This is a genomic window from Pantoea sp. paga (assembly GCF_007558755.1).
In the GTDB taxonomy this organism is placed as follows: Bacteria; Pseudomonadota; Gammaproteobacteria; order Enterobacterales; family Enterobacteriaceae; genus Pantoea; species Pantoea agglomerans.
Genome location: NZ_VLTF01000003.1, coordinates 539,647 through 565,403 on the forward strand (window position 1 = coordinate 539,647; position 25,757 = coordinate 565,403).

General features: G+C 52.2%; 29 protein-coding genes and 3 pseudogenes. 14 read left to right on the forward strand and 18 right to left on the reverse strand.

Annotated elements, in window-relative coordinates:
- The first annotated feature begins 66 nt into the window (after positions 1-66).
- Positions 67-558: a DUF2938 domain-containing protein gene (locus tag FOV68_RS12410; protein ID WP_143990973.1), complete on the forward strand. Its 492-nt coding sequence runs from the start codon at positions 67-69 to the stop codon at positions 556-558.
- A 325-nt stretch (positions 559-883) separates the two neighbouring features.
- Here FOV68_RS12410 and FOV68_RS12415 read toward each other — a convergent pair whose 3' ends face one another.
- Together FOV68_RS12415 and FOV68_RS24390 are read right to left on the reverse strand one after the other, a co-directional pair.
- On the reverse strand, positions 884-1,174 hold the full coding sequence (locus FOV68_RS12415) for a Bor family protein (protein WP_010259114.1): 291 nt from the start codon (positions 1,172-1,174) through the stop codon (positions 884-886).
- 200 nt (positions 1,175-1,374) lie between these two features.
- A pseudogene (locus tag FOV68_RS24390) lies at positions 1,375-1,509 on the reverse strand (molecular chaperone DnaJ); the annotation flags it as partial.
- Between the two features lie 139 nt (positions 1,510-1,648).
- On the opposite strand from FOV68_RS24390, the gene FOV68_RS12425 reads away from it, so the two are divergent.
- A complete protein-coding gene (locus FOV68_RS12425; protein WP_143990974.1) occupies positions 1,649-2,107 on the forward strand; it encodes a GNAT family N-acetyltransferase in 459 nt (152 codons plus the stop codon).
- Positions 2,108-2,188: 81 nt separating this feature from the next.
- Here FOV68_RS12425 and FOV68_RS12430 read toward each other — a convergent pair whose 3' ends face one another.
- Positions 2,189-2,605 (reverse strand): GNAT family N-acetyltransferase, encoded by a 417-nt coding sequence (locus FOV68_RS12430; RefSeq protein ID WP_010259116.1) that lies wholly within the window; start codon positions 2,603-2,605, stop codon positions 2,189-2,191.
- A 582-nt stretch (positions 2,606-3,187) separates the two neighbouring features.
- Here FOV68_RS12430 and FOV68_RS12440 point away from each other — a divergent pair.
- The 3 genes from FOV68_RS12440 (at position 3,188) to FOV68_RS24395 (ending at position 5,833) form a co-directional block, all read left to right on the forward strand.
- On the forward strand, positions 3,188-3,796 hold the full coding sequence (locus tag FOV68_RS12440; protein WP_143990975.1) for a dTMP kinase: 609 nt from the start codon (positions 3,188-3,190) through the stop codon (positions 3,794-3,796).
- Between the two features lie 334 nt (positions 3,797-4,130).
- The gene (locus FOV68_RS12445; protein ID WP_186289749.1) at positions 4,131-5,444 is read left to right on the forward strand and encodes an FAD-binding oxidoreductase; all 1,314 of its coding nucleotides are present in this window, start codon (positions 4,131-4,133) and stop codon (positions 5,442-5,444) included.
- Between the two features lie 218 nt (positions 5,445-5,662).
- Positions 5,663-5,833, forward strand: a complete 171-nt coding sequence (locus FOV68_RS24395) for a hypothetical protein (RefSeq protein WP_255473680.1) — start codon at positions 5,663-5,665, stop codon at positions 5,831-5,833.
- 144 nt (positions 5,834-5,977) lie between these two features.
- Here FOV68_RS24395 and FOV68_RS12455 read toward each other — a convergent pair whose 3' ends face one another.
- On the reverse strand, positions 5,978-6,724 hold the full coding sequence (locus FOV68_RS12455; RefSeq protein ID WP_109651334.1) for an NADPH-dependent F420 reductase: 747 nt from the start codon (positions 6,722-6,724) through the stop codon (positions 5,978-5,980).
- Between the two features lie 99 nt (positions 6,725-6,823).
- Here FOV68_RS12455 and FOV68_RS12460 point away from each other — a divergent pair, with 99 nt between their 5' ends.
- The gene (locus FOV68_RS12460) at positions 6,824-7,192 is read left to right on the forward strand and encodes a helix-turn-helix domain-containing protein (protein ID WP_031594296.1); all 369 of its coding nucleotides are present in this window, start codon (positions 6,824-6,826) and stop codon (positions 7,190-7,192) included.
- Between the two features lie 208 nt (positions 7,193-7,400).
- Here the strand turns inward: FOV68_RS12460 and FOV68_RS12465 are convergent, their stop codons facing one another.
- Positions 7,401-7,853: a nuclear transport factor 2 family protein gene (locus FOV68_RS12465; protein ID WP_143990977.1), complete on the reverse strand. Its 453-nt coding sequence runs from the start codon at positions 7,851-7,853 to the stop codon at positions 7,401-7,403.
- 144 nt (positions 7,854-7,997) lie between these two features.
- Here FOV68_RS12465 and FOV68_RS12470 point away from each other — a divergent pair, with 144 nt between their 5' ends.
- Positions 7,998-8,579: a TetR/AcrR family transcriptional regulator gene (locus tag FOV68_RS12470; RefSeq protein WP_064703859.1), complete on the forward strand. Its 582-nt coding sequence runs from the start codon at positions 7,998-8,000 to the stop codon at positions 8,577-8,579.
- Positions 8,580-8,623: 44 nt separating this feature from the next.
- Here the strand turns inward: FOV68_RS12470 and FOV68_RS12475 are convergent, their stop codons facing one another.
- Positions 8,624-9,193 carry a DUF4142 domain-containing protein gene (locus FOV68_RS12475; protein WP_031594299.1) on the reverse strand — a complete coding sequence of 190 codons (570 nt, stop codon included), beginning with the start codon at positions 9,191-9,193 and terminating at the stop codon, positions 8,624-8,626.
- Positions 9,194-9,656: 463 nt separating this feature from the next.
- Between FOV68_RS12475 and FOV68_RS12480 the strand changes: the two genes are divergently transcribed.
- Positions 9,657-10,166, forward strand: a complete 510-nt coding sequence (locus tag FOV68_RS12480; protein ID WP_039387834.1) for an anti-virulence regulator CigR family protein — start codon at positions 9,657-9,659, stop codon at positions 10,164-10,166.
- Between the two features lie 3 nt (positions 10,167-10,169).
- Here FOV68_RS12480 and FOV68_RS12485 read toward each other — a convergent pair whose 3' ends face one another.
- Entirely contained in the window at positions 10,170-10,445 is a 276-nt protein-coding gene (locus tag FOV68_RS12485; RefSeq protein ID WP_143990978.1) for an AraC family transcriptional regulator, read from the reverse strand.
- A 54-nt stretch (positions 10,446-10,499) separates the two neighbouring features.
- Positions 10,500-10,925: a RidA family protein gene (locus FOV68_RS12490; protein ID WP_039387835.1), complete on the reverse strand. Its 426-nt coding sequence runs from the start codon at positions 10,923-10,925 to the stop codon at positions 10,500-10,502.
- A gap of 142 nt (positions 10,926-11,067) precedes the next feature.
- On the opposite strand from FOV68_RS12490, the gene FOV68_RS12495 reads away from it, so the two are divergent.
- The gene (locus tag FOV68_RS12495; RefSeq protein ID WP_143990979.1) at positions 11,068-11,664 is read left to right on the forward strand and encodes a TetR/AcrR family transcriptional regulator; all 597 of its coding nucleotides are present in this window, start codon (positions 11,068-11,070) and stop codon (positions 11,662-11,664) included.
- Positions 11,665-11,752: 88 nt separating this feature from the next.
- Here the strand turns inward: FOV68_RS12495 and FOV68_RS12500 are convergent, their stop codons facing one another.
- The gene (locus tag FOV68_RS12500; RefSeq protein ID WP_143990980.1) at positions 11,753-12,322 is read right to left on the reverse strand and encodes a TetR/AcrR family transcriptional regulator; all 570 of its coding nucleotides are present in this window, start codon (positions 12,320-12,322) and stop codon (positions 11,753-11,755) included.
- A 136-nt stretch (positions 12,323-12,458) separates the two neighbouring features.
- Between FOV68_RS12500 and FOV68_RS12505 the strand changes: the two genes are divergently transcribed.
- Positions 12,459-13,181 carry a glutathione S-transferase gene (locus FOV68_RS12505; RefSeq protein WP_143990981.1) on the forward strand — a complete coding sequence of 241 codons (723 nt, stop codon included), beginning with the start codon at positions 12,459-12,461 and terminating at the stop codon, positions 13,179-13,181.
- Positions 13,182-13,647: 466 nt separating this feature from the next.
- Here the strand turns inward: FOV68_RS12505 and FOV68_RS12515 are convergent, their stop codons facing one another.
- From FOV68_RS12515 to FOV68_RS12545, 7 genes are all read right to left on the reverse strand, one after another.
- Entirely contained in the window at positions 13,648-14,427 is a 780-nt protein-coding gene (locus tag FOV68_RS12515; protein WP_010246775.1) for an ABC transporter ATP-binding protein, read from the reverse strand.
- Entirely contained in the window at positions 14,424-15,110 is a 687-nt protein-coding gene (locus FOV68_RS12520; RefSeq protein WP_143990982.1) for an ABC transporter permease, read from the reverse strand. The genes FOV68_RS12515 and FOV68_RS12520 overlap by 4 nt, the downstream gene beginning before the upstream one ends.
- Before the next feature lie 9 nt (positions 15,111-15,119).
- Entirely contained in the window at positions 15,120-15,845 is a 726-nt protein-coding gene (locus FOV68_RS12525) for an ABC transporter permease (protein ID WP_186289750.1), read from the reverse strand.
- Positions 15,846-15,851: 6 nt separating this feature from the next.
- Positions 15,852-16,700, reverse strand: coding sequence for a transporter substrate-binding domain-containing protein (locus tag FOV68_RS12530; RefSeq protein ID WP_022624593.1), 849 nt, complete (start codon positions 16,698-16,700; stop codon positions 15,852-15,854).
- A 21-nt stretch (positions 16,701-16,721) separates the two neighbouring features.
- Positions 16,722-17,909: a M20 family metallopeptidase gene (locus FOV68_RS12535; RefSeq protein WP_143990983.1), complete on the reverse strand. Its 1,188-nt coding sequence runs from the start codon at positions 17,907-17,909 to the stop codon at positions 16,722-16,724.
- A gap of 241 nt (positions 17,910-18,150) precedes the next feature.
- Positions 18,151-19,050, reverse strand: coding sequence for an alpha/beta fold hydrolase (locus FOV68_RS12540; RefSeq protein WP_143990984.1), 900 nt, complete (start codon positions 19,048-19,050; stop codon positions 18,151-18,153).
- A gap of 50 nt (positions 19,051-19,100) precedes the next feature.
- Positions 19,101-19,715 (reverse strand): TetR/AcrR family transcriptional regulator, encoded by a 615-nt coding sequence (locus FOV68_RS12545; protein WP_143990985.1) that lies wholly within the window; start codon positions 19,713-19,715, stop codon positions 19,101-19,103.
- Positions 19,716-19,928: 213 nt separating this feature from the next.
- Between FOV68_RS12545 and FOV68_RS12550 the strand changes: the two are divergent.
- Positions 19,929-20,346, forward strand: a pseudogene (locus tag FOV68_RS12550) (LysR substrate-binding domain-containing protein); the annotation flags it as partial.
- A 34-nt stretch (positions 20,347-20,380) separates the two neighbouring features.
- Here the strand turns inward: FOV68_RS12550 and FOV68_RS12555 are convergent.
- Positions 20,381-20,638 (reverse strand): annotated as a pseudogene (locus FOV68_RS12555) (aldo/keto reductase); the annotation flags it as partial.
- A 144-nt stretch (positions 20,639-20,782) separates the two neighbouring features.
- On the opposite strand from FOV68_RS12555, the gene FOV68_RS12560 reads away from it, so the two are divergent.
- The 3 genes from FOV68_RS12560 to FOV68_RS12570 all read left to right on the forward strand — a co-directional run bounded on the left by FOV68_RS12560 (position 20,783) and on the right by FOV68_RS12570 (position 22,896).
- A complete protein-coding gene (locus FOV68_RS12560) occupies positions 20,783-21,226 on the forward strand; it encodes an antitoxin Xre/MbcA/ParS toxin-binding domain-containing protein (protein WP_064703869.1) in 444 nt (147 codons plus the stop codon).
- Positions 21,223-21,693: an RES family NAD+ phosphorylase gene (locus FOV68_RS12565; RefSeq protein ID WP_069026891.1), complete on the forward strand. Its 471-nt coding sequence runs from the start codon at positions 21,223-21,225 to the stop codon at positions 21,691-21,693. Before FOV68_RS12560 ends, FOV68_RS12565 begins: the two co-directional genes overlap by 4 nt.
- Before the next feature lie 171 nt (positions 21,694-21,864).
- Entirely contained in the window at positions 21,865-22,896 is a 1,032-nt protein-coding gene (locus tag FOV68_RS12570) for an AI-2E family transporter (protein WP_010670602.1), read from the forward strand.
- Here the strand turns inward: FOV68_RS12570 and FOV68_RS12575 are convergent.
- The gene (locus FOV68_RS12575) at positions 22,885-25,614 is read right to left on the reverse strand and encodes a cation-transporting P-type ATPase (protein ID WP_143990986.1); all 2,730 of its coding nucleotides are present in this window, start codon (positions 25,612-25,614) and stop codon (positions 22,885-22,887) included. The two genes, FOV68_RS12570 and FOV68_RS12575, sit on opposite strands and share 12 nt — an antisense overlap.
- Positions 25,615-25,757: the final 143 nt, after the last annotated feature.

Genomic DNA, 25,757 nt, shown 5'->3' on the forward strand with positions numbered 1-25,757 from the left:
TGTTGACTTAAACCTCACTTTAAGTTGCACACTGATTATTATGTCATTTAAAAGAAGGAGTACGCTTTGGATATCATTATTTTTTTCAAAACTGTCATCACGGGCATTGGCGCAACACTGGTCATGGATTTGTGGTCGTTATGTCAAAAGCTCATTTTAAAAATTCCACCATTGAATTATGCGCTGGTAGGCCGCTGGATTTTATGGCTTCCACAAGGAAAATTCAGGCATCACACCATTCTTTCAGCGTCACAGATACGTGGGGAGAATCTTACTGGCTGGGTATTCCATTATCTGACCGGGATAATTTTTGCTGTTATCCCGCTTTTGCTTAACGGAAGGGGCTGGCTCCATGAGCCTTCTCTCTCAACGGGTGTGTTTACAGGTTTGTTAACTTTGATTGCTCCGTTCTTAATTTTGCAACCCGCGTTTGGCTTTGGTATCGCAGCCTCCCGTACACCTCGTCCATGGGTGGCGCGTTTGTTAAGCCTGATTACGCACCTTGCGTATGGTATTGGGTTATATGGCATTACCGCTGTTATGGCGTCATCAACATAGCGATATTGAGCAGTTCAAGTGTCAGAACACCCACTTTTATTGACTGGCACTGACCCTATCGCTGTTTTGATAAGCCGGATGAACAGAAAGTTATTAATAGGCGGACAATTTCAATGTCCGCTTATCGCTCAAAGCGGACTGACATGCCTCAACAGCTTACCACTGCTTTTACCAGGCTGGACGACGTTGCCTGAACTCGTTTCGGATATCGTCGGCAGCAGGCAAGCCGCGCAGCGGTGTGACAGCAGAATTTAATAGTTACATTATACTAATGCGATTTAATAACCGGCGGAGGATTAGGCCGGCGAACCGGCCTGAGGCATTATCAGATGGCGCAATAAACGCGCGCTTCACGTGGCGTGTAGATACCAAACGTCACCACGCTCAGTAAGCCATTAACAAACGTTTGCTGCACTTCAACCCGGTTAACTTTTTCCTGGCCGCCGCACACCTGCGCCGCATCAATGCTCTTACGCTGACCGATACCTGAAACAAAGAACGGCTGGCTGGTGGTTTTCGTCGCCGCGCCAACTTGATTCTGTTTCATTACGAAAGTCTGCTGCGCACAGCCGGTTAAACTCAGAGCCAACAACGCCGCAACACAAAGCTTGTTCATAAATATCCTTATCGCCTGAAATGACAAATAAATGCTGAGTGAAATCATCACTCAGCCAGCAATCATGTTATCGACAACGAAAGCGGAAATATGAGAAAAATTTTTAAGTACGCCTAACGGTTACGTTTTGCTGAACAGTACAGCAATAAAAAAAGCCCCTGCACAGCAGGGGCTTTTTATGTTTGCCGCAGCGTTTCCGCTTAGCGAGTCAAATCGTAGAAGAACTTTTTGACGCCATCGAGAAAGCTTTTTGAATGCGGACTGTTCTTCTCGCCCGCCTCACCACCAAAGCGCTATTCCAGCTCACGCAGCAGCGACTTATGCTTCTCGCTCATAGCGGACCCTGGCCTGCCGTCAGTCCGCTTTGTGCCAGCAGCGGAAGTTGCACATGTACTCTTATGCTAAATACTGAAAGCCGTCATAGATGGAATATTATGTTAGATTCAGTAGTTAAAACTGAATCGAGGATAGCGAATGTTCAGCATTTCAGAAGTAGATAAAAGTGATTCTGACCTGCTGTGGCTGGTAAGCGAACTCGATGCCTTTCAGAACGCACTATATCCTGCAGAAAGTAATCACTGCCTTGATCTTCCAAAAGTTAATGATGAGCAACTCCGGTGCATCATCGTACGTGATGAAGGTGGCTTACCTGCAGGTTGTGGTGCTTTGCTATTTCATGAAAATGGCTCAGCTGAGATTAAGCGGGTTTATATTCGACCGGAATATCGGGGGAGGAAGCTCGGAGAACAGATAGTCAGTGCAATCGAGACGATTGCTTCAGAAAAAAATTTGAGCCTATTGCAGCTTGAAACAGGGATTCATCAGCAACCGGCTATAGCACTTTATCGTAGATGCGGTTATGAGATATGCAATGCATTCCCACCTTATGCAACAGATCCGTTGAGTGTTTTTATGTGCAAAAAACTTCCTTAACTTCATGTTTTTGGGGTGCTAAAGGGTGTAGATGCAAAGTTATAATGTCAGCACCCCCACCTATGAACAGGCTATCTGGTCTTATCGGAGAGGCTTTTTCATTGAAGGTGATGTGTGAGCCACAAAGCCATTCCGTTCATAAAAGGGTATCGCCTGCTGTCGGGCATCAAGGAACACGAAGTTCATATCCCTGCTTTCTGATTCAGTGGTGGCAAAATCCAGCAATTTTTTCCCTATCCCTGTGCTTCTTAAAGCCTCATCTACGATCAAATCATCAATATGGAGATGTGATCCTCTGGCCAGAGTATGAACGGGACGGAAACCCATCAAGCCAAGCATTTTTTCATTGCCAAATGCGCCAACAAGTTCATAACCGTTCAACGTCTGAATTCTGACGCTTTCGATAAATTTTTCCCTGGAAATGTTCCGTAGCTGTGAAATCAGACTGTAAGCATGATCCCATTCTAGCGGCAGTAACTTTCTGATTGAAATATTCATAGTGCCTTCATTTCCATATAGGTTTCTGATTTTATAAACTTATGAGCAATGATTCGCAACAGTGAAGTTATGTTCAACGTACTGAAACCTTCAGCTGTCAAAAGTGAAACGTCCGCTCCTCGCTCATAGCGGACGCGGACAAAGATAAAACCCCCTGGATCACGCATTTCAGGCCTGCCGCTTACACTGTGGGAACCGGAGATCACAGCCCCCGATTCTCTACCCTGGTTAAAAGACAACCTTCATAAGCCCTTCTGCGCTCAGCAGCCAAACTTGCCCATTAGCTTTTTCTTCATGCTCCGGACATAGAATGGCGTAAACTGCGACTTTATATGAGAATCCAGTCCGGTGTGGTTCTTAACAGAGCACATCGGAGCCAGATGCTGACATCCTGTTCTATAAACCCGTGAGTCAAAACCGTTGCCAGCGTATTCATCAATGTCTGTTTAACATTCATGTTCACGCTGACGTGCCTGACGGCTAAAGAGAACGATATAAGTTCAGCTATCCAAACCAGGAAAATAAGATGTTTTTACCAGCTGGACGATTCGCAAAAATCTTAACTCATTTCTCATTCCTGGCATGAGTCGTCAGCTTTTTGTTTCTCTGGATGGGCCCAAGGGAACCGGTAAAACCACCCTGCTGGAGTCCATTACGCAAGTGCTAAGAGCAGATAACAGGAAGGTGATCCGACTTAGCGAGCAAAAAAGCGATCCCTTAAGGGCAGAAACAATGACGCTGGTTAACAGGCTCGCCAGAAATCCCTCCGTCGAACTGGAGCGGGAAATTTGTGAACGCTTTGCCGTTAGCCGTGCCTGGATTTCACAGAATGTACTCACTAAACAGCCCGGGAACTGCATTATCCTGATGGATCGCTGGTATCCGTCTGATGCCGCGTTTCGGCGGATGATGCCCTTTGCTGAGATTTTGCAGCGAAACATTGAACTCAACGTGCGAACACCAGACCTGCATGTCGGGGTGGTCACGGCACCTGAGATTTCATGGGAACGAGCCGCGGCACGATCCCGTGGGCTGGGCAGTACAGTCATTCACAAACTGGAAGAGCATGTCGCTTGCACCAGAGTGTTCGAGCAGGAGATGACCAACTACGGCTGGTTTTTATGTCGCAATGAAGGAACCGTAGAAGAAGCAACGATGCAGGTGATTGCTGAAATCTATAAAACGCTTTGATGCCGTACAGGCATCGTTTTCACGGGCGGATCCTCACTCGAAATAGCCCGTTAACAGGACGACCTGTTCCGTTTCGCTCTCCCCTGCTCGGGCCTCATGAATATATCGCCTCTGCAGATCACTGTTTTCGGTCTTTGACACCAGAAAATAAACCCCATAACAGTCGCGTTATAATCTCTTCTTCGAAAATTCGTGCCACCTTTGGTTGTTAACTCAAAAATCATCCACCTGAATTTTACTTGTCTGAAATCAACATTAGTCAGATTACCGCTGGCACAGATATCCCGCTTTCACCTATAAAATTCTTTTACTTTTTTAGAGAAGGCACAGGGAATTGCGCTACGCATCGATACCATTTAATCACAATCAACTGGGCTGGCCTGCGGGTGAGCATTATTTTCCGCCGCAGCCCATGCTGCGAGAGGATATCACTGCCGACTGGGTTATCGTCGGCGCGGGATTTGCAGGTGTTGCCTTTGCGCGCCGCCTGGCTGAAATTAATCCTGGTCTGAAAATTATCATCGTCGACGCGCACAGCACACGGGAAAGCGCATCGGCACGTAATTCCGGGTTTGTTATCGGTCTGCCTCATAATATTGGCAGCTCCACCGCTGAATTAAAAAAGGCCAACGCTTACCGTAACCTGCTTCAGGAAGGCATTCGTCAACTGGAGCAGGTTATTTCTCAGCATCATCTTCAGTACGACTGGGAACAGGTTGGTAAATATCACTGCCAGGCTGAGCGTGGCAACGATCGCATTTTAAAGGAGTACGCCAGCCACCTCGATTTAATGGATGAGCCATGGCAGATGTCAGACAGCGAGGAGCTTTACCTTAAACTCGGTACGCGCTTTTACAGCAAAGGGATATACACACCAGGCTGTGTGCTGGTTAATCCGGCGCAGTTGGTCGCCGGGCTAAACCACTATTTACCTGAAAATGTTCAACGGTTCGATAATACACCAGTGCTGGGGATCCGCTACGGCAGCGTGGCTGAAGTGCTGACACCATTTGGCATCATTAAAACGCCAAAGGTGATGCTGGCCACCAATGCATTATCGCCAGAGTTGCGACCGGGACTTTCGCGTCAGGCTGCAATGGCGACCTTCGCCAGCATTACCGATCCACTGACCGATGAACAACTGGCTACTCTGCCTCCCATGCAGAGCTGGGGGCTTACGCCGGTTAATGCGATTGCCGGTGCAACCTTCCGTTTTACCTCAGACCGCCGTTTCCTGATTCGCCAGCACGTGATACCCGCACTTAGCGGTCAGGTGAATGCCGCGCAGACCTGGCAGGCGACCCGGCTGCATCAGCGCTTATTTCATAAAGTCTATCCGACCCTGGGCAGCGTAAAGATAACCCACACCTGGTCCGGCACCATCAGCGTTACGCGAAACGGCGCGCCTGAATGGGGCATGCTGAACAACTTTATCTGTACGGCGGGTGGCTGTAACGGCGCAGGCGTTTCAAAACAGACCGTGGCGGGCAGTCTGCTGGCTGATTTCATGATGAAACAGGACAACCCATATATTGCGGATATGCTGTCGCTGGGCAAGGCCAGTTTCATGCCGCCATCGCCGGCGCTGGATATCGGCATAAAACTGTCACTGATGAAAGAGCGTTATCTGGGCCGTAAAGAGGTCTGATAATCTGTAACTGTAATGGTCGATACACGGGATATTGCTGAAGTGGCCGCAATTGAACTGATAAGGCGCGCCCAGGCCGGCGAAGAATTACCGGTCGAAACGCTCAATCTCGTAGGGCCAGTACGCTGACCGGAGAAGAGGCAGCAGCAGCCTGGCAACAGCTTCTGGGCCGTCCGGTAATTTATGGAGAAGATAATCCGGATGCGTTCGAAGCGAATATGGCGGAGTTTATGCCGCGCTGGATGGCGTATGAAATGCGGCTGATGGCTGAACGTTACGCCAGTGATGGAATGCTTCCACAGGAGGGCGACCGGGAACGTCTGGTCACCCTGCCTGGCCGCCCACTGCATACCTATCGCGATTTCATTACCGCACTCGCCAGCCAGTAATCTGGATCTGAGGCTTAAGGACAAGCCTGTAGAGCAATGCCGTGGACAATTGATGCCTGAGCCAGCAAGCCACCATGCAAAAATATTCTCAGATCAATCTTTATCCAGAACTTCAATACAGACAGATTATCCTTCCCGGACGATTTAAACCGGCCAGTTTATGGCACGGTTGTTTTCGATAATATCCTGATGAGAGGGCGCATCACCCAGCGTCGCGAAACTGGCATAAAGCTGTGGCAGCCGGGTCAGCCCTTCGCCCTTTCTGGCCAACGGCAGAGCTCGCAGCATTACGGGCGCTTCCCAGTCACAGCAGTAACAAGGTGTGCAGGGCTGCTGACGCCATGATTCAGCGATAGTCCCAGAGAACACAGGATCAAAGCCTGTGTCGTTAACCAGTGACATGGCCGTCTGCACAGCTTCAGGATGATCTCCCGCTACGGCAACCGCCAGACGACCCCGACTTCCCTGCGGCTGGCCCAGATCGGCGAGCGAGTCGGCAAGAATATTATTAAAAGCTTTAACCACAGGGTGCCCGATCTGCTCCTGAACCCATTCGCTTTCGGTCTGCCCATTATCCAGTGCAGTAATCGGTGCGTCGCGCAGGCCTGGATAATAGTTGCTGGTGTCGATCACCGGGACATGGGGTGGAAGGTGATCGAAAAGCCCATCAGGCAGGCTGCTAAGTGCCGGCAGCGGAATGGAGAGAATCACGGCTTCGACGTCTGTAACCGCTCCCCTGATGTCTGTGGGTTCTGCATTAATTTCACCCGCAAAAACACGCACGCCATCAACTCCACGTGAATTAGCGATTTTTACCTTGTGCCCCGCTTCACTGAGCTTACGTGCCAGGGTACCACCGATATTACCTGTGCCAATTACGCCGATTTTCATATTTTGCTCCTGATTCAGTGGTGAGTGAGATACCCTACATATTCACTGAATAAACAACAAGAACCGACAAAATAGTGGGTTACTAACCTGAAGGTAAGTATGGAAAGAGACTGGCGTTGTGATATTCCGGAACAGCGACTGGTGTGGGCTCAGGCTACCACCGAAGCGCTGAAGATTATTGAAGGTAAATGGAAGACAATTATTATCTGTCAGCTTTTCGCCGCTAAAGGCCCGCTGCGCTTTTCAGAGCTGGAGCGCCGGATTGAGGGCGTAAATCAAAAAATGCTGATCCAGCAGCTTAAGCAACTGGAACAGGATGGCATCGTGACACGCACGGTTTATCCCGAAGTTCCACCGCGTGTTGAGTACTCACTTACCGATCTGGGAAAAGCGCTTGGGCCATCAATGACTGCTCTGATTGACTGGGCCTTCCTGCGTCGTGAAACGCTGGGGCTTGATGGCTCCTGAAGCTCGCAATTCAAGCCAGTTATACCGATGTGTCTGAGCGCAGAAAACGCTTAAAATATCCTCTCAGGCACGTGGTTTTTCTTAACATGAGCATGAGCTTAAACGCTTCAGGAATCGCGCCCGAAGTGGAAATAGCTCGACAGTGATTGCACAGGAGAGCAGCTGCGTCAGCATGGAGATCGATCCTGAACGCATGTTACTTCACCAATCAGATGTCACCTGAACGGGTCATGCCGACCGCTGGCCACAAAAATCGCTCTTCATGCGTGCTGTCGAAATCGGGATCGGCATAGATATGAAGCCGCTTAATTTTAAGCCCATCGAACTGGAAAACGTTACAGTAACGGCCTTCAGAGCGACCCTTTACAGGCCAGGGCGTTCCGTTAGCGCTGATTCCACTCTCAAACCCTTCAACGACAATGTGATCGCCAGCAACCAGAATATTCATCCGCTCGAAATCGTGCTCGATCTTTTGCAGGGTGCTCATCATTCCCTGAGCGGCGCGAGCCACTTCAGCTTTTCCGTATCCCACACCGAACTTTGGAAAGTAGATCTGAATGTCGTCTGTCAGAAGATCCATCATTGACGAATCGCCCGAGTCAAGTTTGCGAAAATAGTCCTTAACAACTGTAACGCGCTGGTTGTGCTGCTCTTCGTTCACACTCTTTCCTTCTCTGTTTCGGGCCAGACGCTATCATCTGCGCCAGCAAAAAAATTTAATACTGGTCGTTATAGTATTATTAGTACAGAGTTGGACGCGGGCCGTCAATTTTTTTATAATGACCGTTATAGAATCGGAGGCTAAATGGGAAGACATCGGGAATTTGACGCGGAGGTCGCTTTAGAAGCAGCCCTGGTGGTGTTCTGGAAAAACGGTTACGAAGGCACCTCCTTTGATGACCTGACACGTGCGACGGGCGTTGCGCGTCCGAGTCTTTACGCCACCTTTGGAAACAAAGAGAGCCTTTTCCGTAAAGCGCTGGAGAGATATGAAGTCAGATATATGGCTTTTATGACCGGAGCACTCCAGGAACCAAACGTGCATGATGCGGTGCGACTCATTCTTAATGGCATGCTGGATACCCACACACTCGGTGGTGAATGCCGGGGATGTCTCGGTATTAATGGCGCTCTGGCATGTTCAGAGGGGGCTGAGACCATTCGCCAGGAATTGATCACTCGCCGCATTGGCTCAGAGACGGCTTTGCTGGAGAGGCTCAAACGTGCAAAGCACGAGGGCGAGCTTTCTTCATCCGCTGATTGTGAAATGTTAGCGAAATACCTTATGACTGTAGCGCAGGGCATGGCTGTTCAGGCAAAGGCTGGCGTAACGAGAGAGAAACTCCAGCCGATGGTGGATTATGTCATTTCTGGCTGGTCCCGATGATCCCGTAACAGCACTTGCGGATAATTCGGAACCGGCCAGCCTGGTTACATCGCCATGTGCTGGGCGGACTTCAGATGCTGTTCTACAACAGGGGTATGCGCGTCAGCCAGCGCCTTCACATCCGGATCCTTTATCTTCGTCGCGTCGCTCTTCAACGTCGACAGCACCATCTTATGATCCATTATTCCGGCGTTTTCCATATACATTTTGTCAAAGGCACCGCCGCTCTGCTTTTCCAGCTTGTCGGCCATGGCCTTATGTTTAGCGTCTGGCGCAGTCGGTAATGTCACCTCTTTTTGCTTAGCAACCGCCTGAACTTTTGTCAGGGCACTGCCATGATCTTCGACCATCTTCTGTGCAAAGGTTTTAACTTCTGCACTTTGTGTTTTGTTCAGCGCAATTTTGGCGGCGGCAATTTCATTGATATTGGCCTGCGCCATATCCTTCAGTGCTTTTTCATCACCAGGGCTGAGCTTGTCATTCTTTACGGTCTGCGGTGTATTCCCACCCTGCGGGGCGCTTGTCTGCGTCTCAGCCTGTACGCTGGCAGTGCTGAAGAGAGCGACGACAGCTGATATAGCCAGCCATCCTTTATAGCTTTTATTAGTTTTCATTTTGAACTCCTGCATATTATGGGAAGACCGATATCAGAAAAATTCTGCTCACAATTACCTGCTCCGTCTCATGAGTCGTCATGTTTTCTACCTCACTTAAGGTGTCTTATGTAGCAGAGTGATTAAGCGTTGTACTAAAATCAGGTAATCGCAAGTATAAACAATGAATTGCAGCAGCATAAAAATAAAGATAATGTATTCCGCCTCGCTTAAAGCCGAAAATTTATCTATTGTTAGCAAGGGTTTCAGCATAAAATTTATACGAAATATCAAAACATCGTACAGCTTTTCTTTGATTAATTTGAGATAATTCTTAAGATTGCTATGTGGTTGTCGGCCGTTTAATGCTGAGTAATAACTAACAGGTGACATAATAATGTGAAGAGGTTGAACTCATATCACCTCCTTACATCGCTTTATATTTTCTGGTTCAGATTACTGAATAATATTAAGGAAAGATAACATGCTCAAATCTCGCGCTTTAAAAGCCGCATTTGCGGTGGTGATATCTTGTACCGTGCTTGCTGCGCCCGTTTTCGCAAATCCGGGCAACGGCAACGGTGGTGGCGGTCAGGGTAATGGTAATAGCGGAAACCCGGGTAATAACGGCAAAAGCGGAGAGCACGGAAACAAGGGGCATGGTAATGCGGGTCCGAAAGAAAAACATGGAAATCGTAAGAACGCTGGACGACCGGATCACGTCGAGTCAGATATCAACTACTCTCTTGCACGTAAACTTGCCGTCAATTATGGCCTTGTCGGCTATCAGTCTTTGCCGCCAGGAATAGCTAAAAAAGTTGCGCGTGGTAAACCTTTGCCTCCGGGTATCGCCAAAAAAAGTTTGCCATCATCAATGCTAAATGAGCTGCCCTATTACCCTGGTTACGAATGGCGAGCTGTCGGAGATAATCTTGTGCTGATAGCCCTGAGCACCGCTGTCGTGACCGCCGTAATTAATGGGGTTTTCGATTAACCTTCAAAACTTTTTCGAATGGGTTAACTTTCCTGGTGGAGCGCCAGTAACACGCTTAAATGCTTTTCTGAAGGCGCTCTCCGACTCATATCCCAGTGCGGCAGAAACGCCTGAAATCGTCTCTCCTGAATTTTGCAGACGATCGCTGGCGAGCAGCATCCTCCGTTGCGTCAGAGATTCTATGGGCGTAATTCCAACCGTCTGACCAAAGTGTTTTGCAAATGCAGCGCGGGACATCCCTGTCTGTGATGCCAGCATATTTAACGTCGGGCATGTCATCGCAGCGCCCCTCTCCGGTGTAAAGTGCCTGACAGGCAGATTGCCACTCACGCTTTATGCACTCTGTGACAGGCTCCGTTCGTCCCGCTGATCGGGAATGCGCGCAATCACCTTAATTTCAAAATCAAATCCCGCCAGCCACGTTACACCCACCGCTGTCCAGTTAGGATAAGGAGGCTGCGGAAAAACGCGCTGCTTTATCTGCATGATGGTTTCGAATTGTTGCTCCGGATCGGTGTGAAACGTGGTGACATCGATCAGATCGTCAAAGGTACACCCTGCCGCAGCGAGCGTGGCTGCCAGATTCTCAAATGCCCGTTCAACCTGAGCAGCAAAATCGGGCTCCGGCGTGCCGTCGGCACGGCTGCCCACCTGACCTGAGACAAACAGCAGATCGCCTGAGCGGATAGCCGCTGAATAACCATGCTGCTCATAGAGAGCGTGACGATTTGCAGGAAAAATGGGTTCGCGAGTGATCATTAGAATTTCCTCAATAGCCTTTAAGGGATTGCAGGATGCAGCGCACACGCGTTTGATTTAATATACGCGGCGTATGTCACATTAATCACACATACGTCGCGTATTTCAATTAATATACCTCGCGTATGTGAAAGGAGAATCTATGGCTGCTAAACGTCGCGCTGAAACAATGGAAGAGAACCGGGCAAAACTGATTGCAGCAGCACGCACTGCCTTTGCCGAAAAAGGCTTTGCCGCCGCATCAATGGATGAACTGACGGCCAGCGTAGGTCTGACACGCGGGGCGCTCTACCACAATTTTGGTGACAAAAAGGGGCTGCTTGCAGCGGTCGTCGCACAGGTTGATGGCGAAATGGCCCAGCAGGCTAAAGCGGCAGCGTCTGGGGTGAGCGATGCGTGGGAGAAGCTGGTGGCTGAAGGCATCGCCTACATCCGCATGGCAATGGATGCCGAAGTGCAACGTATTGTGCTGCGCGATGGCCCGGCTTTTCTGGGAGATCCCTCGCAATGGCCCAGCCAGAACAGCTGCCTGGAAGCCACGCGTGAAACTATTACCCGACTTATCGACAGCGGGATAATGAAGCCGGTCAACGCCGATGCCGCCGCTCATCTGCTGAACAGCGCGGCACTGAATGCCGCACTGTGGGTCGCTTCCAGCAGCGAGCCGGAAAAGGCGCTGCCAAATATGATCGACGTGTTCACACAGCTGGCAGGCGGCTTGCGCCATCGTGCAATTTAACCCTGAATGTTCACCGCTGATTTTACTGATAGCCCTGAAGCTGTGAGTGCTGACGCCTGCAACTCTTTCAGGCGCGGTGTCGTTTAATTCAGTGTGACAGCGGAATCAGGCCGCTCTCCTGATAGGTCGCAATCAGGTTATCAAAAATGGTTATATCCTGGCGCGTGCGGGCTATTAACTGCGCGCCGGCAACTGCGGTGTAGATTGCCAGCGCACGCTGCGCATTTTTCTCCGGGTTATCGGGCGACTTTTCGTAAAGGACTTCTGTCAGCCAGTCAACGTTCGCATCAACGAAACACTGAACTTCACACTTCACTTCCTCGGGCAGATCTTCATATTCCGCCGCCATAAAGCTGGAGAGACAGAGCCGGTTGGCATCTTCAAGCGACTTGCGGAAAATCTGCGGATAGCGCTGCAACGCTTCATCCGGTGAGGCACTTTGCTCGCGGATATTCTTTAAATCCTCAGCCGTATCCTGCCAGTATCGGTTGGCGACCGCGGCCCCCAGATTGGCCTTACTGGCAAAGTGATAATAGATACTGGCATTCTTGATGCCTACTTCGTCAGCGATACTGCGAAAATTAATCCCGTTATAGCCATGATTCTGGGCAGCACTTTTTGCTGCCGCCAGAATGGCTTCGCGCGCGTTCAGGCTCATAACTCAGTTTTCCTTCATGAGGTGGAGACGCATTATAAGGGGAAAATATTTACCTGCCAACTGGTAGACAGGGATTGACATAAGGAAAGTTCAGCCCCACAATCAACCTACCAATTGACAGGTAGGTAACTTAATCATGACTGATATCCACAATGCATCTGCTGTTCCGTCACTCCCCGCGATGAAGATTTATGACTGGTATGATGGCCCTTATCCTGCACGGGTCAGGATTGCCCTGGCGGAAAAGGGCTTACTTTCTGAGGTCGAATTTATTCCGGTCAACCTGTGGAAAGGTGAGCATAAAAAACCTGAATTTTTAGCGATCAATTATTCCGGGATCCTGCCGGTTTTAGCGCTGAATAACGGAACGCTGATCGCTGAATGCACTGCCATTACGCAATATCTCGATGTGCTGGATGATAACCCGCTTCTGACAGGCGTCACGCCGGTAGAAAAAGGCGTAATCCATATGATGACCAAACGGGCTGAGATCGAATTTCTTGATGCGGTCAGCGTCTATTTTCATCATGCCACCGCAGGGCTGGGACCGGAGGTTGAGCTCTATCAGAATCCGGAATGGGGTGCGAAGATGCGTGAAAAGGCCATCAGAGGGATGCACTACTTTGACGGCGTTTTACGCTCGCAGCCTTATGTCGCGGGCAATACGTTTTCGATGGCCGATATCGCCGTAACCGGCGGAATGATTTTCGCGGCTTTGGTGAATCTTGCTGTTCCTGACGAGTGTCGCGCCCTGAAAGCGTGGTATGCAAAAATCCAGAGCCGCCCCAGCTATCAACAATGGCAGGCAATGGTTGAAGCGGGCCGCCCTGCTGCTGCATCGTCTCAGGACCGGGCGTGAGATCGCGCTGATCGTTCTGGATAACGTGGTCTGGCTGCTATTAAAAAACCCCCGGAAAATCTTCCTGATGCTGGTCAGTTAAGATTAGATTTGTAAAGGCTGCCACGGACAAACGTGGCAGCTTTTTTTCCGGGCGAGCGAGCCGCAGTGCGGGCCAGCGCACCTCTGCTGCTGCCGGGCCGTCCTCGCGCCGCTCACGCGGTACCTTCGGCTTTGACGTCGTGCCGACGAACCGTTCGGGGATCGGCCCTCCCTGGCCGGCACAGGATGTGCCATCCCCGGCGGTGCGTCATGCAGGCGAATGAAGTGAAGGAACCGCGCAGCGGCGCGAGGACCGCCAGCCCCTTCCCGGCACCAGAATGCGTTGTCACCTGTCGCTTAACTGACTGGCATCAGGAAAATCTTCCGGGGTTTTCTGATCTCAAAACACGAAATTTCAGCGCGTCAGCCTTATCAGAATGCCGCTTCAGCCTGCATTGCGCTCAAAGTGGCTGTTCACAAAGGCGCGGCAGCGTGGCGAGATCGGATCGAGGAACACCTGCTCCGGCGAACCGGACTCCTCAATCATACCCTGATGCAGAAACACCGCTTTGTTCGACACGTCACGCGCAAAGCCCATTTCATGGGTGACGATAATCATGGTACGTCCCTCTTCCGCCAGACTGCGGATCACCCGCAATACTTCACCCACCAGCTCCGGATCCAGCGCCGAAGTTGGCTCATCGAACAGTATCGCTTTCGGCTGCTGCGCCAGCGCTCGCGCAATCGCCACACGCTGCTGCTGTCCGCCGGAAAGCTGTGACGGCCAGGCGTCGCGTTTTGCATAGAGTCCCACTTTATGGAGCAGCGCTTCCGCTTCTTCAATCGCCTCTTTATGGCTGCGCTTCTGCACATGAACCGGCGCTTCAATGATGTTCTGCATCACCGTTTTATGCGGCCACAGGTTGAAGCTCTGAAATACAAAGCCGAGCTGCATTCGCATCAGCTTGATGCGACGGCGCTGCTCGCGGCTCAGTTTTTCGTCGGCGTTATCCAGCGTGACGTTCACCTCACCGACCGCAATTTCACCCGCCTGTGGTACTTCAAGAAACGGGATGCAGCGTAACAGCGTACTTTTGCCCGACCCACTGGCACCAATCAGCGATATCACATCGCCATCCTGCGCGGTCAGGCTGATGTCGTGCAGCACTTCGTGTCCCGCATAACTCTTTCTGAGATGGCTCAGCATGATGGTAGGTGCGGTCATGAGCGTGCTCCAGAATAGTAAGGTGATAAGCGTCGTTCCAGAATCGATACCCCTTTGCTGACCAGCATGGTGAGTATCAGGTAGATCACCGCCGCGCTCAGGAACACCTCCAGCGCCCGGAAAGTGGAAGAGACTATCGAGTCGGCAATGCCGGTCATCTCCATCAGGCTGATGGTGCTGACCAGCGACGTCGCTTTGATCATCGAGATGATCTCATTGCTGTAGGCCGGCAATGCCTGGCGAATCGCAATCGGTAAGGTGATGCGGGTAAAGATTTTATACGACGACATGCCCGAGACTTTAGCGGCCTCCAGCGACTGCTGACTGACGGCACGCAGCCCGCCGCGCAGGATTTCCGAGGTATAGGCGGCATCATTGAGAATCAGCGCCAGTAAGCCGCACCAGTAGGGATCGCGCAGCAGCGGCCAGAACAGGCTTTCCCGCACCGCCGGTAAACTGCCCAGGCCGTAATAGACCATAAAGATCTGGATCAGCAGTGGCGTACCGCGAAACAGCCAGACGTAGAAGCGACAGAAAACGCTGCCGACACGCGTCATGCGCAGCAGGTTAAGCAGCAGCGCCAGCACGCCGCCGCCAAAGAGTGAGAGCAGCGCCAGGTTGATGGTCAGCGGCAATCCTTTCAGCAGCGCCAGCAGCGTCTGCTGTAAAAACATGATATCCACGTGGACTCCTTAGCCCTTCACGCGCTGTTGACCGCGCATCGCAAACTTTTCCACGTAGCGGAAAACCATATCGGAACAGGTGGTGATAATCAGGTAGATCACCGCACCCACGCTGTAGAAGAAAAAGGACATCTGGGTGGAGTTGGCTGCGGTGGAGACCTGGTTCATCGTTTCCACCAGCCCGGTTACCGAGACCAGCGCCGACTCTTTGATCACCGATTGCCACTGGTTGCCCATACCGGGCAGTGCAGTGCGTAACGCCTGCGGCACGATAATGCGGCGAAACATCATCAGCCGTCCCATGCCGGTCACCGTCGCCGCTTCCAGCGTTCCGCCGGGAATAGCGAAGAAGGCGCCACGGAATACCCCGCTCTGATAGGCTCCGGAGATCAGCCCGATGGCAATCGCGCCCGCCACAAAACCGTTCACATCAAACGGTCCCTGGAAGCCCAGCGCGGTGCCCACAGTGGAGACCACCTGTCGTCCACCGAAGTAGAAGAGGTAGATCACCAGCAGTTCCGGCACGCCGCGAAACAGTGTGATGTAGCCTGCGGCCAGTCGCTGCTGCCAGCGTGAACCGGCAATCTGCATCCAGCAGAGCACGCTGCCCAGCAATGCCCCCAGCAGCCAGGCGCAGAGTGACACGCTGACGGTGACGGCGGCGGCATTAAGCAGCACGCCACCCCAGCCCTCATCCCCGAAGCCCAGTATCTGCCAGTCAATATTCATCAGCATCAGCGGTTACGCTTTCGGCGCGACATCTTCGCCAAACCATTTGATCGACAGTTTGCTCAGCGTCCCATCTTTGATCATGGAGTCCAGCGCCTGATTCAGCACCTGCTGCAGCTCACTGTTGCCTTTACGCAGACCAATCGCCGAGCCTGCACCCAGCACGCCACCGGAGAAGCCATAGCCGCTGCTGCTGATCGCCTCAGCATGTTTTTTCACAAAGGCATTGAGGTTGGTACGAGATGCCATGACGGCATCCACCCGGCCATTCATCAGGTCGGCGAAGGTTTCAGGACCCGCCTGATAGGTGCGGATAGTGGCAACATCGCCCAGGTATTTCTGCAGGAAATCCGCCTGAATGGTGGCGACCTGCACCGCAATGGTTTTTCCTTTGAAGGTAGTTTTCAGATCGTCGATCGCTTTTTTCATGCCGGCGTCATCATCCGCCGTCACAATCGTGCCGCTGCCTGGCAGCGTGGCCAGCGGGCTTTTTTTCGCAGTCACAAAGCTGGAGACGCTGACGGTGTACTGATGGGTAAAATCGATCGCTTCAGCACGTTTTGGCGTTACGGTCACCGCATCGATCACCGCATCATATTTACCGTCGATAAGGCCTGGGATCATGCCCGACCATTTCTGGGCGATGATTTCATATTTAAAGCCAGCACGTTTAGCCAGCTCCGCCACCATATCCGGCTCATAGCCGACGATTTTGCCGCTCGGTGTGGTCTGGTTGAACGGAGGATAAGCCGCTTCAGTCGCAAACTTCAGGGTGCCGAAATCTTTCGCCTGGCTGAACGCGGAAGTGGCGAGCAGCGCCACGGTCAGAGAAGCCGTGAACAGGCGGTTACGCATCATCATATAAACCTCATTTATTTATTATTAAGAGAGTAAATCAATTGCAAGGCGGGTCAGCGCCTGCGTCCCGGCGGTAATGCTGCGTTCGTCCGGCTGATAGTCGGAGTTATGCAGGTGATCGTCACGGCCCGGCGTGGCCGATCCAATATGAATCTGGCAGCCCGGTACCCGTTCCGTGAACAGTGAAAAATCTTCGGCACCAAAGCTGGCGCTGGGCTGCGCGATGATGGGCTTATCAAACTGATGCGACAGAATCTGTTCCAGTGAATCGATCAGGTGATCGTCATTCATCAAAGGCGGGACACCACGCTGGAAGTTAACCTCCACCCGCACGTTTTGCGCCAGCGCCACCCCTTCGCACATCCGTTTAAATGAGGTTTCCATAGCAGAGCGTACTTCCGGCGACTTAGTACGGATGGTGCCCCGAAACAGGCAGCTATCGGGAATGATATTGTGGGTGGTGCCACCCTGAATGTGCCCGATGGTTAATACGGCGGAGTGAGCGAGATCGCGTTCACGCGAGATGAGGGTCTGTAGCTGGCTGATGAGATGCACGGTCGCGATGATCGGATCGGTGCCCATGTGCGGACGTGCCGCGTGGGTCGATACGCCATGCACCGTAACGTCGAATTCATCGCTGGAGGCGGTACTGGCCCCGCGCGTCAGGGCGACTTCCCCCGCAGCCAGTTCAGGCTTGTTATGCAGGGTCACAGCCCAGTCGATGCCATCTGCCGCGCCGTCCGCAATCATCGCCTCAGCGCCACTTTCCGGCGTCTCTTCCGCGGGCTGGAATATCAGCCGGACCCGGCCTTTGAGTTGCTGACGATAGTGCGGCAGGATCGTTGCCACACCCAGCATCGTTGCGGTGTGAATATCATGCCCACAGGCGTGCATTTTTCCGGGATAGCGGCTGGCAAACGGCAGACCGGTCTGCTCATGGATCGGCAGCGCGTCCATGTCGGCGCGCAACAGCAGCGTCTTACCCGGCTCTGCGCCGTCGATATCCACCACAACACCGCTGCGGCCAACGCCGGTGCGGGGATTCAGTCCAAGCGCCTGCAGATAGTCTGTGACCAGACTGGCGGTGCGCAGCGTATCAAAGCCTAATTCCGGATGCGCATGGATATCACGTCGAATCGCCACTAACTGCGATTCAAGTTCATTAACTCTGGCTTTTATTTCCCCGGCCAGTCGTGCTTTTTCCTGATTCATAGCAGCCCCGGCAATATGCGTTCGGCACTCTGCTGCCGACCGCTATTTTAATCTCATCCTGATGACGGACGTTTATGACCGTTTATTTATTCACAGCACGCGACAGAAAGCAACGCGCAACAGCCTGCTCTACATACTTAAAAATCAATAAGATAGTGTTATTTATTGGAAACCTGTATGAGATAACAGCGGATCAGCAATAATATTAATAATCTGCCACACGACATTACTTTCCCTACTGTCACTGAGGTGATATTTCGCTTTTATCCGGAGAGGTAATAAAGAAGTCTGCCAGTATTTCCGCTAATTTCTCGGGTTGTTCGTCGGGAATAAAATGGCCGCAGTTGAGAACCGTTTTACTGCTTACCTGATGCGCTACGGTGCGCAGCGGGGTGGCCATATCGGGTATCGATCCCTGGTCGGCACTGACAGCCAGCAGCGGTAAAGCCAGTTTGCCTTTTAACGCGCGCTGTCGATTCTGCTCTGCCGACTGTGCGAAAGCGCGGTAAAAAGCCAGCCCGGCCCGCAAGGCCCCGGGCTGCTGAAAAACGCGCAGATATTCATGACGGGCCGCCGCATCTATGCAATGTGGATTGGCTGACTTACGGTTAAAAAACCAGTCGAGGTAGATCGCCTCTCTGCCAGTGATCAGCGCTTCCGGTAAATCATCCACGCAGTGAAATCCAAAATGCCAGGTTTTCCAGGCGCTATCACCCACCATTGGCAGTAAGTCAGGCAGCGTGATGCCGGGAATGCCGCCATCCAGCAGCGCGAGACGGCTAACCTTTTCGGGATGGCCTGCCGCCAGTGACCAGGCGACCCACGCCCCGATATCATGTCCGGCCAGATGAAAGCGTTCGATACCCAGCTGGTTCAGCAGCGCCAGTATGCGCTCTGCCACGCTGTCAGTGTCGTAACCACTGGCAGGAAAGTCAGAATCACCCTGCCCTGGCAGGTCGGGTGCGATCACATGAAAGCGGCTGGCAAGCAAGGGAATAACCTCCCGCCAGGCATAACTGCTTTGCGGGAAACCCGCGAGCAGAACCACAGCCTCAGCGTGTTCACTGCCTGCGCTGAGGTAGTGCAGCCGCTGCGAGTCAATATTAATAAAGTGGTGCTGGTAGAGTGGATATACGGGCATAAAACCTCCGGATAATAAGGAAACGACCACTTCCTTAATGAGTAAAAAATTTAGTCGAGTAACTTCAGTGCCAGGGGGATGATGCTGGCATCGGGCCGGGTCGCAGCAACTTTACCGGCGACCCGCATCCCCAGAACAATGCATAGCATCAGCGAAGCGGTGGCCTCTCTGTCCAGTGCAGGATTGACCGAACCATCCTGCTGACCCAGGCTGATTATCTGCTGCAGATTCTGCTGGTTGCGTATCAGCGCCGCGCTGACGGCTCCGGCAAGTTCCTCATCCAGAGTTTGCAGCTCTAAGGCGCTGACAGCCACCAGACAGCCGCGCTCACCTTCTACATCGCGCACTGAATCCACATAAAAATTGAGTAGCGCCGCCAGTTGCTCACGACCATTTTCACATTGCGTCAGTCGCGCCGCTAAACTGCTGTTACGCATTGAGAGATAGCGAGCAAAGACGCTTGCAAACAGCGTGCGCTTGTCGGTAAAAGCTTTATAGATGCTGCCGGTAGTGAGCTGCATAGCCTGGCCCAAATCGCCGATCGAGGTGGCGTGATAGCCCTTTTGCCGGAATACCAGCATTGCGCTGTCCAGTGCCGCATCGGTATCAAACGCCCGTGGTCGTCCCCGCTCTTTATAACGGTTATCGTTCATCGCAAACACCATTAGAGAATGATCATTTCCTTTAAGATAGACTGATTTGTCCGCCAGATAAAGGCTTACTTATGCCTGGGGCTCGCCTGGAAAAGGAACCCGCCCCTCACCATGACCTTTTCAGATAAAACACCGTATCGACGGCACGTGAAAGGCATAGGCCCAGACATGTTCGGCACGTCAGGCACACCGTTTTAATCTCGCGTTATGTAATCAGACCCATCTGAGCCACGTATTGCCGATCTTGAGCAGGAGCTGGAAATTCTGGTTCAACTCAATGGAATGCCCTCTGGCAATATCCGCTTTTCCGCAGGGGAGCATGCAGCTCGAACTCTCGTATGGCCGAAATTAAAACCTTTATCACGGGGAGTTTGAGAAGGAAGGAAAATCGTTACGTGTCAGAGTTGAAGAACAGATCACGTTTAATTTTCTGTCAGAAAGAATCGATGCCGTATTATCGGGTTTTGGTATTGCCTGTGTTCCTGAAGATACGATCACGGAGCATGTAAAATCCGCAAAGCTAATTCAGATTCTGCAGAATTGGTGCCCTGCATTTCCCGGTTATTATCTCTGTTATCCGAGCCGTAAACAGCATCCGCCCGCTTTTGTGCTGATGATAGATGCGCTTCGGCACCCGGAATAGCGGGTCTACAATTCGATGCAGACCCGCATGAATCTTAACGGCCCACACGAGCCTGATGTTCAGGGGAGTAACGCTCGCCGACGATTTCTATCGTTTCAAGCGCCTCTTCTATCTGCCGCACGTCGTCCCGTGAAAGAGTGATGTCGGCAGCACCCAGGTTTTCATCCAGCCGGTGCAGCTTAGTAGTGCCGGGGATGGGAACAATCCACGGTTTTTGTGCCAGCAACCATGCCAGTGCTATTTGTGCAGACGTAACCCCTTTTCCGGCAGCCAGTTCACCCAGTAATGAAACTTATGAATATGTGTGAGTCGCGACTTGCTCTGACACATGACCCTGAAAGGTTCAAAGTGACCGGTTTTCCTGATTTACCAGATCCTGAAATTTGCGCCCTTCACACCAAATGGTTATAGTTAAATGACCAATTGGAGGTGACAGATGAAAACATTCAGCTTTTCTGCGAATAAAACCAGGGCGCCACGCTTATGGCAGGCCGCAGGCCTGAACAACGCTGATGGTGTCGCCCTGCTGGGCCAGATTAATGAAGGCCTTGATGGCAACGTAGCTCACCTGATCGTCAATTGGGCGAAGATTACGCAAAACGATCTGCGCAAAATGTCCGGTATTCCCTCCACGACGTTCAGCCGGAGCGTGAAAGCGAAATTCAGCGCTGAACAAAGTGAACGACTGGTACGAATTATCCGTGTCATTGATCGCGCAGTTGAACTGTTCGAAGGTGATAAGGATGAAGCGCAAAAATGGTTGAATGAGCCTAACAGGGCGCTGAGCTGGAAAATGCCCGCAGAACTGATGGCGTCTGAAACCGGGGCATACGAGGTCATGAAATTAATCACGCGCCTGGAGCACGGAGTTTACTCTTGATTCTCTACAGGCTGACCAAGACAAAGTATCTTTCGACAGCCTGGACGGGATTTGGCGCAAAAGAGGCGGGCGGCCGCTGGAACAGCATCGGCATCTCCATGGTTTATGTTTCTGAAACAGCATCGCTGACTTTGCTGGAAACACTTGTCCATCTGCACTCAGCACACATCCTGGACGCATTCACACTTCTGCGCATCGATGTTCCCGATGCGCTGATTCAGACCGCTGATATCACTGAGTTGCCTGCAAACTGGGCCGATGAAGACGCACCGGCAGAACTGGCTGACTATGGAGACGCCTGGTGCTCTGCCTGCGATGCGGTTGCGTTGCGTGTTCCCAGTGCCCTCTCCCCTGTAGAATATAACTATCTGTTAAATCCTGAACATCCCGATTTCTTCCGGATAGTTCAACAGGCTGAGGCCATTCCGTTCCGGTTTGATCGTCGGCTGAAACCGGATCGTAAATAAATTATCCGGATAGCTTTTAGTCGCGCATTCGTGCGTTGAACAAGTGCCGGAAGCCACCGATGATCGTCTCTTATGCCCTGAGACAAGCCTTTCTCCCTCTGACCTGACGCAAGGCACTGAAGCTTAAGCCTCATCTATACTGCAGCTTATCTTTGCTGAAGGAGCCCAATCATGGGACTGAGCTGGTTTACCCTCTGGCCGCCGCTGGCACGCGTGCTGTTTATCCTCGCCTGTCTGACCATTATTCTGACCGGCCTTTATCTGGCAGCACCGCTGATCAATCAGGTCCTGCTGGCGATGTTACTGGCAATCATGCTTGATCCCCTGATTACCCGTCTGGAAAACAAACGCATACCGCGCATCGTCTCGTCACTGCTGGTGATTATGCTGATGCTGTTGATTATGGTGGTCACTATCCTCAAGTTAACCGTGCTGACGCCCGATTTAATGCAGCTCAGCCGTCAGGCGCCCGTGCTGCTGGCGGCCCGGCTTGAACAGCTGACGCTGGCCTTTGCCCGGCTTGATATCGGTATGACGCCCGACCAGTTGCTGACCTTTGTGGATGCGGGGGCGATAGTGCGCATTGTCACTGCATTTCTGACGCAAATCCCGGGGGTCATCTCATGGTGGATCATGGTGTTCCTGATGCTGCTGTTTATGCTCTATGAGATGCCGCTGCTGAAAGCTGCACTGCAACAGCGGGTAAAGGGAAAACATCAGGCCTTTTATCTGGCGCTGCAGGAGGGAATTCAGAGCGTTATTGTGTATGCCAGAGTGAAAACGCTGACCAGTATTCTGGGTGGCTTAATCGTGGGCGTCGGTGCGCATCTGATCGGGCTGAAGTTTGCCTTTTTCTGGGGCGTGCTGATGTTCATCTTTAATTACGTGCCGGTGCTTGGCTCCTTTCTGGCCGCCATTCCGCCGGTGATCCAGAGTTACATCATGTTTGATTTACAGATCGCGCTGGCGGTAGCAGGATTCTTTGTGGTGCTGAACCTCTGCCTGAGTTCGGTGATCGAACCACTGCTGATTGGTAAACGACTCAACCTGGCGCTGACCACGCAGCTGCTGGCGTTTCTGTTCTGGCAGGCGTTACTGGGGATTACGGGCGGGATACTGGCTATTCCACTGACCTATCTGATTAAAAAGGTCCTGCTGGCAAGCTATCCGCAGCAGGACCCGGAGGCAGAATTAACTCAGTGATGGCGTCTTCACCCGCCATGCGCGGGTGAGGCGTTTTTCGATCTCAACCACGATGAAGATCGCGATGCTGACAATCAGCGAAATCAGCCAGTAGTTGAGCGGCAGTGGGCGCGTACCAAACAGCGTGTTCATTAATGGCACATAAATAATGATCGCCTGAAGGACAATCAGAACCAGCGTCACCAGCCAGATACCGCGATTTTTCAGCAGACCGCGATCCAGTGAGAAGCCATCTGAATTACGGCAGTTAAGCATGTAAGCCCACTGCGCGGTGACCAGCATCTGCAGCAGCACGGTACGGATAAATTCGGCACTGTATCCACGCGGTTGCAGCCAGGCTTCCAGCACAAAGGCACTGATTGAAATCAGCAGACCGACAAACACCACGCGCCAGATGGCGTAAGCGTCCATCACGTGTGCTTTGACATTGCGTGGTGGCCGGCGCATCGCATTCGCTTCAGCAGGCTCGAACGCCAGACCAAATGACAGCGTGGCGGACGTTGCCATGTTCATCCATAGAATCTGTACCGGGGTTAACGGCAGCAGATTGCCCATCAGAATCGCGATAATAATCAGCAGACCCTGCGCCAGGTTGGTGGGCATGATAAACAGGATGGTTTTCTTAAGGTTGTCGTAAACCCGACGTCCCTCTTTAACTGCCGCAGCGATGGTGGCAAAGTTATCGTCGGCCAGAATCATATCGGCCGCCTCTTTTGTCACCTCGGTGCCTTTAATACCCATCGCAATACCGACGTTGGCCTGTTTCAGCGCCGGAGCATCGTTGACGCCGTCGCCGGTCATGCCGACGATCTCGCCGCTCGCTTCCAGCGCTTTCACCAGACGCAGTTTGTGTTCCGGGCTGGTGCGGGCAAAAATGTCATAGGTTTTTGCCGCGTCGGCCAGTTCGGCGTCGCTCATGTGTTCAAGCTGATAGCCAGTGATAGCAGCCTGACTGTTACCGATTCCCAGCATCTGACCAATCGCCATCGCGGTTTCCTGATGATCACCGGTGATCATTTTGACGCGAATGCCCGCTTTCTGGCACTCGTCAATGGCGGCAATCGCCTCGGGACGTGGGGGATCCATCATACAGGCCAGACCCAGCAGCACCATGTCACTTTTCAGATCGGCATGATCCAGTTCGGTAACGGGTGCAGAGGTTCTCTTCCAGGCGGCGGCAACGGTGCGCAGCCCTTCGCTGGCGTAGGTGGTGATGGCGGCATCCCAGTACGCACGGTCTATCGGCTCTGCACCCTCCGGTGTTTGCTGCTGCTGACACAGCGTCAGCAGCACGTCTGGCGCACCGGTCAGCAGCACATAAGATTCGCCGTTTGCAACACAGCTGACCGACATATATTTATAGAGGGAATCGAACGGCAGCTTGCTCACCACCTCAACCGGCTGAGGTGTCGTCTGACCCTTCGCCGCCAGCACCTTCAGCGCGCCTTCAGTCGGGCCGCCAACAATCGTCCAGTGTCCCTGACTTTCCTGACGCAGCTGGCTTTCATTACAGGTGTCTACCGCATGCAGGAACTGCTGAAACAGCGGATCCTGTGCCGCAGAGAGTCCACTTGCGTCGCCCTGCTCAGCAACAATCTCCCCTTTGGGTTCATAGCTGTTTCCGCTGACGCGCCAGCGGCTCTTCGCCAGCACCACCGCTTTCACCGTCATCTCATTCATGGTGAGCGTGCCGGTTTTATCGGAGCAGATCACCGACATCGCGCCCAGGGTTTCAACAGTCGGCAGTTTACGGATAATCGCCTGGGTACGCGCCATCGACTGCACGCCCAGCGACAGGATGATAGAGATAATGGCAGGCAGACCTTCCGGCACCGCAGCAACCGCCAGGCTGATGACGGACAGCGACAACTCGCCCAGTGGAATGTCACGCAGCAGATAGCCGAAGATAAACAGGGCGACCATCATCAGCAGGATGATGAAAAAGATCGCTTTACCGAGTTTGTCGATTTGCACCAGCAGCGGGGTTTTAACCTCTTTTATGCCGCTGATCATTTCGTTGATATGGCCCAGTTCAGTATCACCGCCGCTGGCGATCACCACGCCTGCGGCGGTGCCGGAGCTGACGGTGGTGCCTGAAAAAGCCAGGTTGAGACGGTCGCCCAGCGATTTTTCACCGGTCAGCGTCTCAGTGTTTTTCGACACCACCGTCGACTCCCCGGTGAGGATCGCCTCTTCAACCCGCAGATTATTGACCTCAAACAGTCGTAAATCAGCCGGGATTTTATCGCCGGGGCGTAACATCACCACATCACCAACCACAATATCGCGCGTCGCGACCGTGACCTGTTGGCCGTCCCGCACCAGCATCGCTTCACTGGCGAGCATGTTCTGAATACTTTTCAGTGACTTCTCGGCATTATTCTCCTGAATAAAGCCGATCAGGGCGTTGATGACGGCCACGCCGATAATGACAAAGGTATCGACCCAGTGACCCATGATCGCGGTGATCACCGCCGCGGCCAGCAGAATATAGATCAGCACATCTTTGAAATGCGCGATGAATTTGAGCAGAGCCGATTTCTCAGCTTTTTGCGGAAGGGCATTGGGACCGTGTTTCTGCAGGCGTTCCTGCGCAGTGGCGGTGGATAATCCTGCTGATGAGCTCTGCAGTTCGGAGAATATCTCTGCCACACTACGCTGATACCAGGGGCGCTCAGATAAAGCTAACGCTTTATCCTGCTTATCATTATTTAGCATATATAAACCTCGTGCCATTTAGCGATGAAATAAAGGCGCAATTAAAAGACATGCATTTTGCAGGCAGCCCCTCCTGCAGGTAATGACCGATATCATATTTACGTAAGAAACGTCTGACGAATAACATAAAATGGCTAAATTAA

What these genes read in the sequence shown, in the direction of transcription:
- FOV68_RS12545 (WP_143990985.1), bottom strand. Translation starts at nt 19,715, where the DNA reads ATGGTGTTTGCGATGAACGATAACCGTTATAAAGAGCGGGGACGACCA.
- FOV68_RS12515 (WP_010246775.1), bottom strand. Translation starts at nt 14,427, where the DNA reads ATGACCGCACCTACCATCATGCTGAGCCATCTCAGAAAGAGTTATGCG.
- FOV68_RS12575 (WP_143990986.1), bottom strand. Translation starts at nt 25,614, where the DNA reads ATGCTAAATAATGATAAGCAGGATAAAGCGTTAGCTTTATCTGAGCGC.
- FOV68_RS12460 (WP_031594296.1), top strand. Translation starts at nt 6,824, where the DNA reads ATGGAAAGAGACTGGCGTTGTGATATTCCGGAACAGCGACTGGTGTGG.
- FOV68_RS12475 (WP_031594299.1), bottom strand. Translation starts at nt 9,193, where the DNA reads ATGAAAACTAATAAAAGCTATAAAGGATGGCTGGCTATATCAGCTGTC.
- FOV68_RS12415 (WP_010259114.1), bottom strand. Translation starts at nt 1,174, where the DNA reads ATGAACAAGCTTTGTGTTGCGGCGTTGTTGGCTCTGAGTTTAACCGGC.
- FOV68_RS12470 (WP_064703859.1), top strand. Translation starts at nt 7,998, where the DNA reads ATGGGAAGACATCGGGAATTTGACGCGGAGGTCGCTTTAGAAGCAGCC.
- FOV68_RS12480 (WP_039387834.1), top strand. Translation starts at nt 9,657, where the DNA reads ATGCTCAAATCTCGCGCTTTAAAAGCCGCATTTGCGGTGGTGATATCT.
- FOV68_RS12495 (WP_143990979.1), top strand. Translation starts at nt 11,068, where the DNA reads ATGGCTGCTAAACGTCGCGCTGAAACAATGGAAGAGAACCGGGCAAAA.
- FOV68_RS12570 (WP_010670602.1), top strand. Translation starts at nt 21,865, where the DNA reads ATGGGACTGAGCTGGTTTACCCTCTGGCCGCCGCTGGCACGCGTGCTG.
- FOV68_RS12560 (WP_064703869.1), top strand. Translation starts at nt 20,783, where the DNA reads ATGAAAACATTCAGCTTTTCTGCGAATAAAACCAGGGCGCCACGCTTA.
- FOV68_RS12500 (WP_143990980.1), bottom strand. Translation starts at nt 12,322, where the DNA reads ATGAGCCTGAACGCGCGCGAAGCCATTCTGGCGGCAGCAAAAAGTGCT.
- FOV68_RS12485 (WP_143990978.1), bottom strand. Translation starts at nt 10,445, where the DNA reads ATGACATGCCCGACGTTAAATATGCTGGCATCACAGACAGGGATGTCC.
- FOV68_RS12525 (WP_186289750.1), bottom strand. Translation starts at nt 15,845, where the DNA reads ATGCTGATGAATATTGACTGGCAGATACTGGGCTTCGGGGATGAGGGC.
- FOV68_RS12440 (WP_143990975.1), top strand. Translation starts at nt 3,188, where the DNA reads ATGAGTCGTCAGCTTTTTGTTTCTCTGGATGGGCCCAAGGGAACCGGT.
- FOV68_RS12490 (WP_039387835.1), bottom strand. Translation starts at nt 10,925, where the DNA reads ATGATCACTCGCGAACCCATTTTTCCTGCAAATCGTCACGCTCTCTAT.
- FOV68_RS12455 (WP_109651334.1), bottom strand. Translation starts at nt 6,724, where the DNA reads ATGAAAATCGGCGTAATTGGCACAGGTAATATCGGTGGTACCCTGGCA.
- FOV68_RS12530 (WP_022624593.1), bottom strand. Translation starts at nt 16,700, where the DNA reads ATGATGATGCGTAACCGCCTGTTCACGGCTTCTCTGACCGTGGCGCTG.
- FOV68_RS12430 (WP_010259116.1), bottom strand. Translation starts at nt 2,605, where the DNA reads ATGAATATTTCAATCAGAAAGTTACTGCCGCTAGAATGGGATCATGCT.
- FOV68_RS12505 (WP_143990981.1), top strand. Translation starts at nt 12,459, where the DNA reads ATGACTGATATCCACAATGCATCTGCTGTTCCGTCACTCCCCGCGATG.
- FOV68_RS24395 (WP_255473680.1), top strand. Translation starts at nt 5,663, where the DNA reads ATGGCGGAGTTTATGCCGCGCTGGATGGCGTATGAAATGCGGCTGATG.
- FOV68_RS12540 (WP_143990984.1), bottom strand. Translation starts at nt 19,050, where the DNA reads ATGCCCGTATATCCACTCTACCAGCACCACTTTATTAATATTGACTCG.
- FOV68_RS12535 (WP_143990983.1), bottom strand. Translation starts at nt 17,909, where the DNA reads ATGAATCAGGAAAAAGCACGACTGGCCGGGGAAATAAAAGCCAGAGTT.
- FOV68_RS12425 (WP_143990974.1), top strand. Translation starts at nt 1,649, where the DNA reads ATGTTCAGCATTTCAGAAGTAGATAAAAGTGATTCTGACCTGCTGTGG.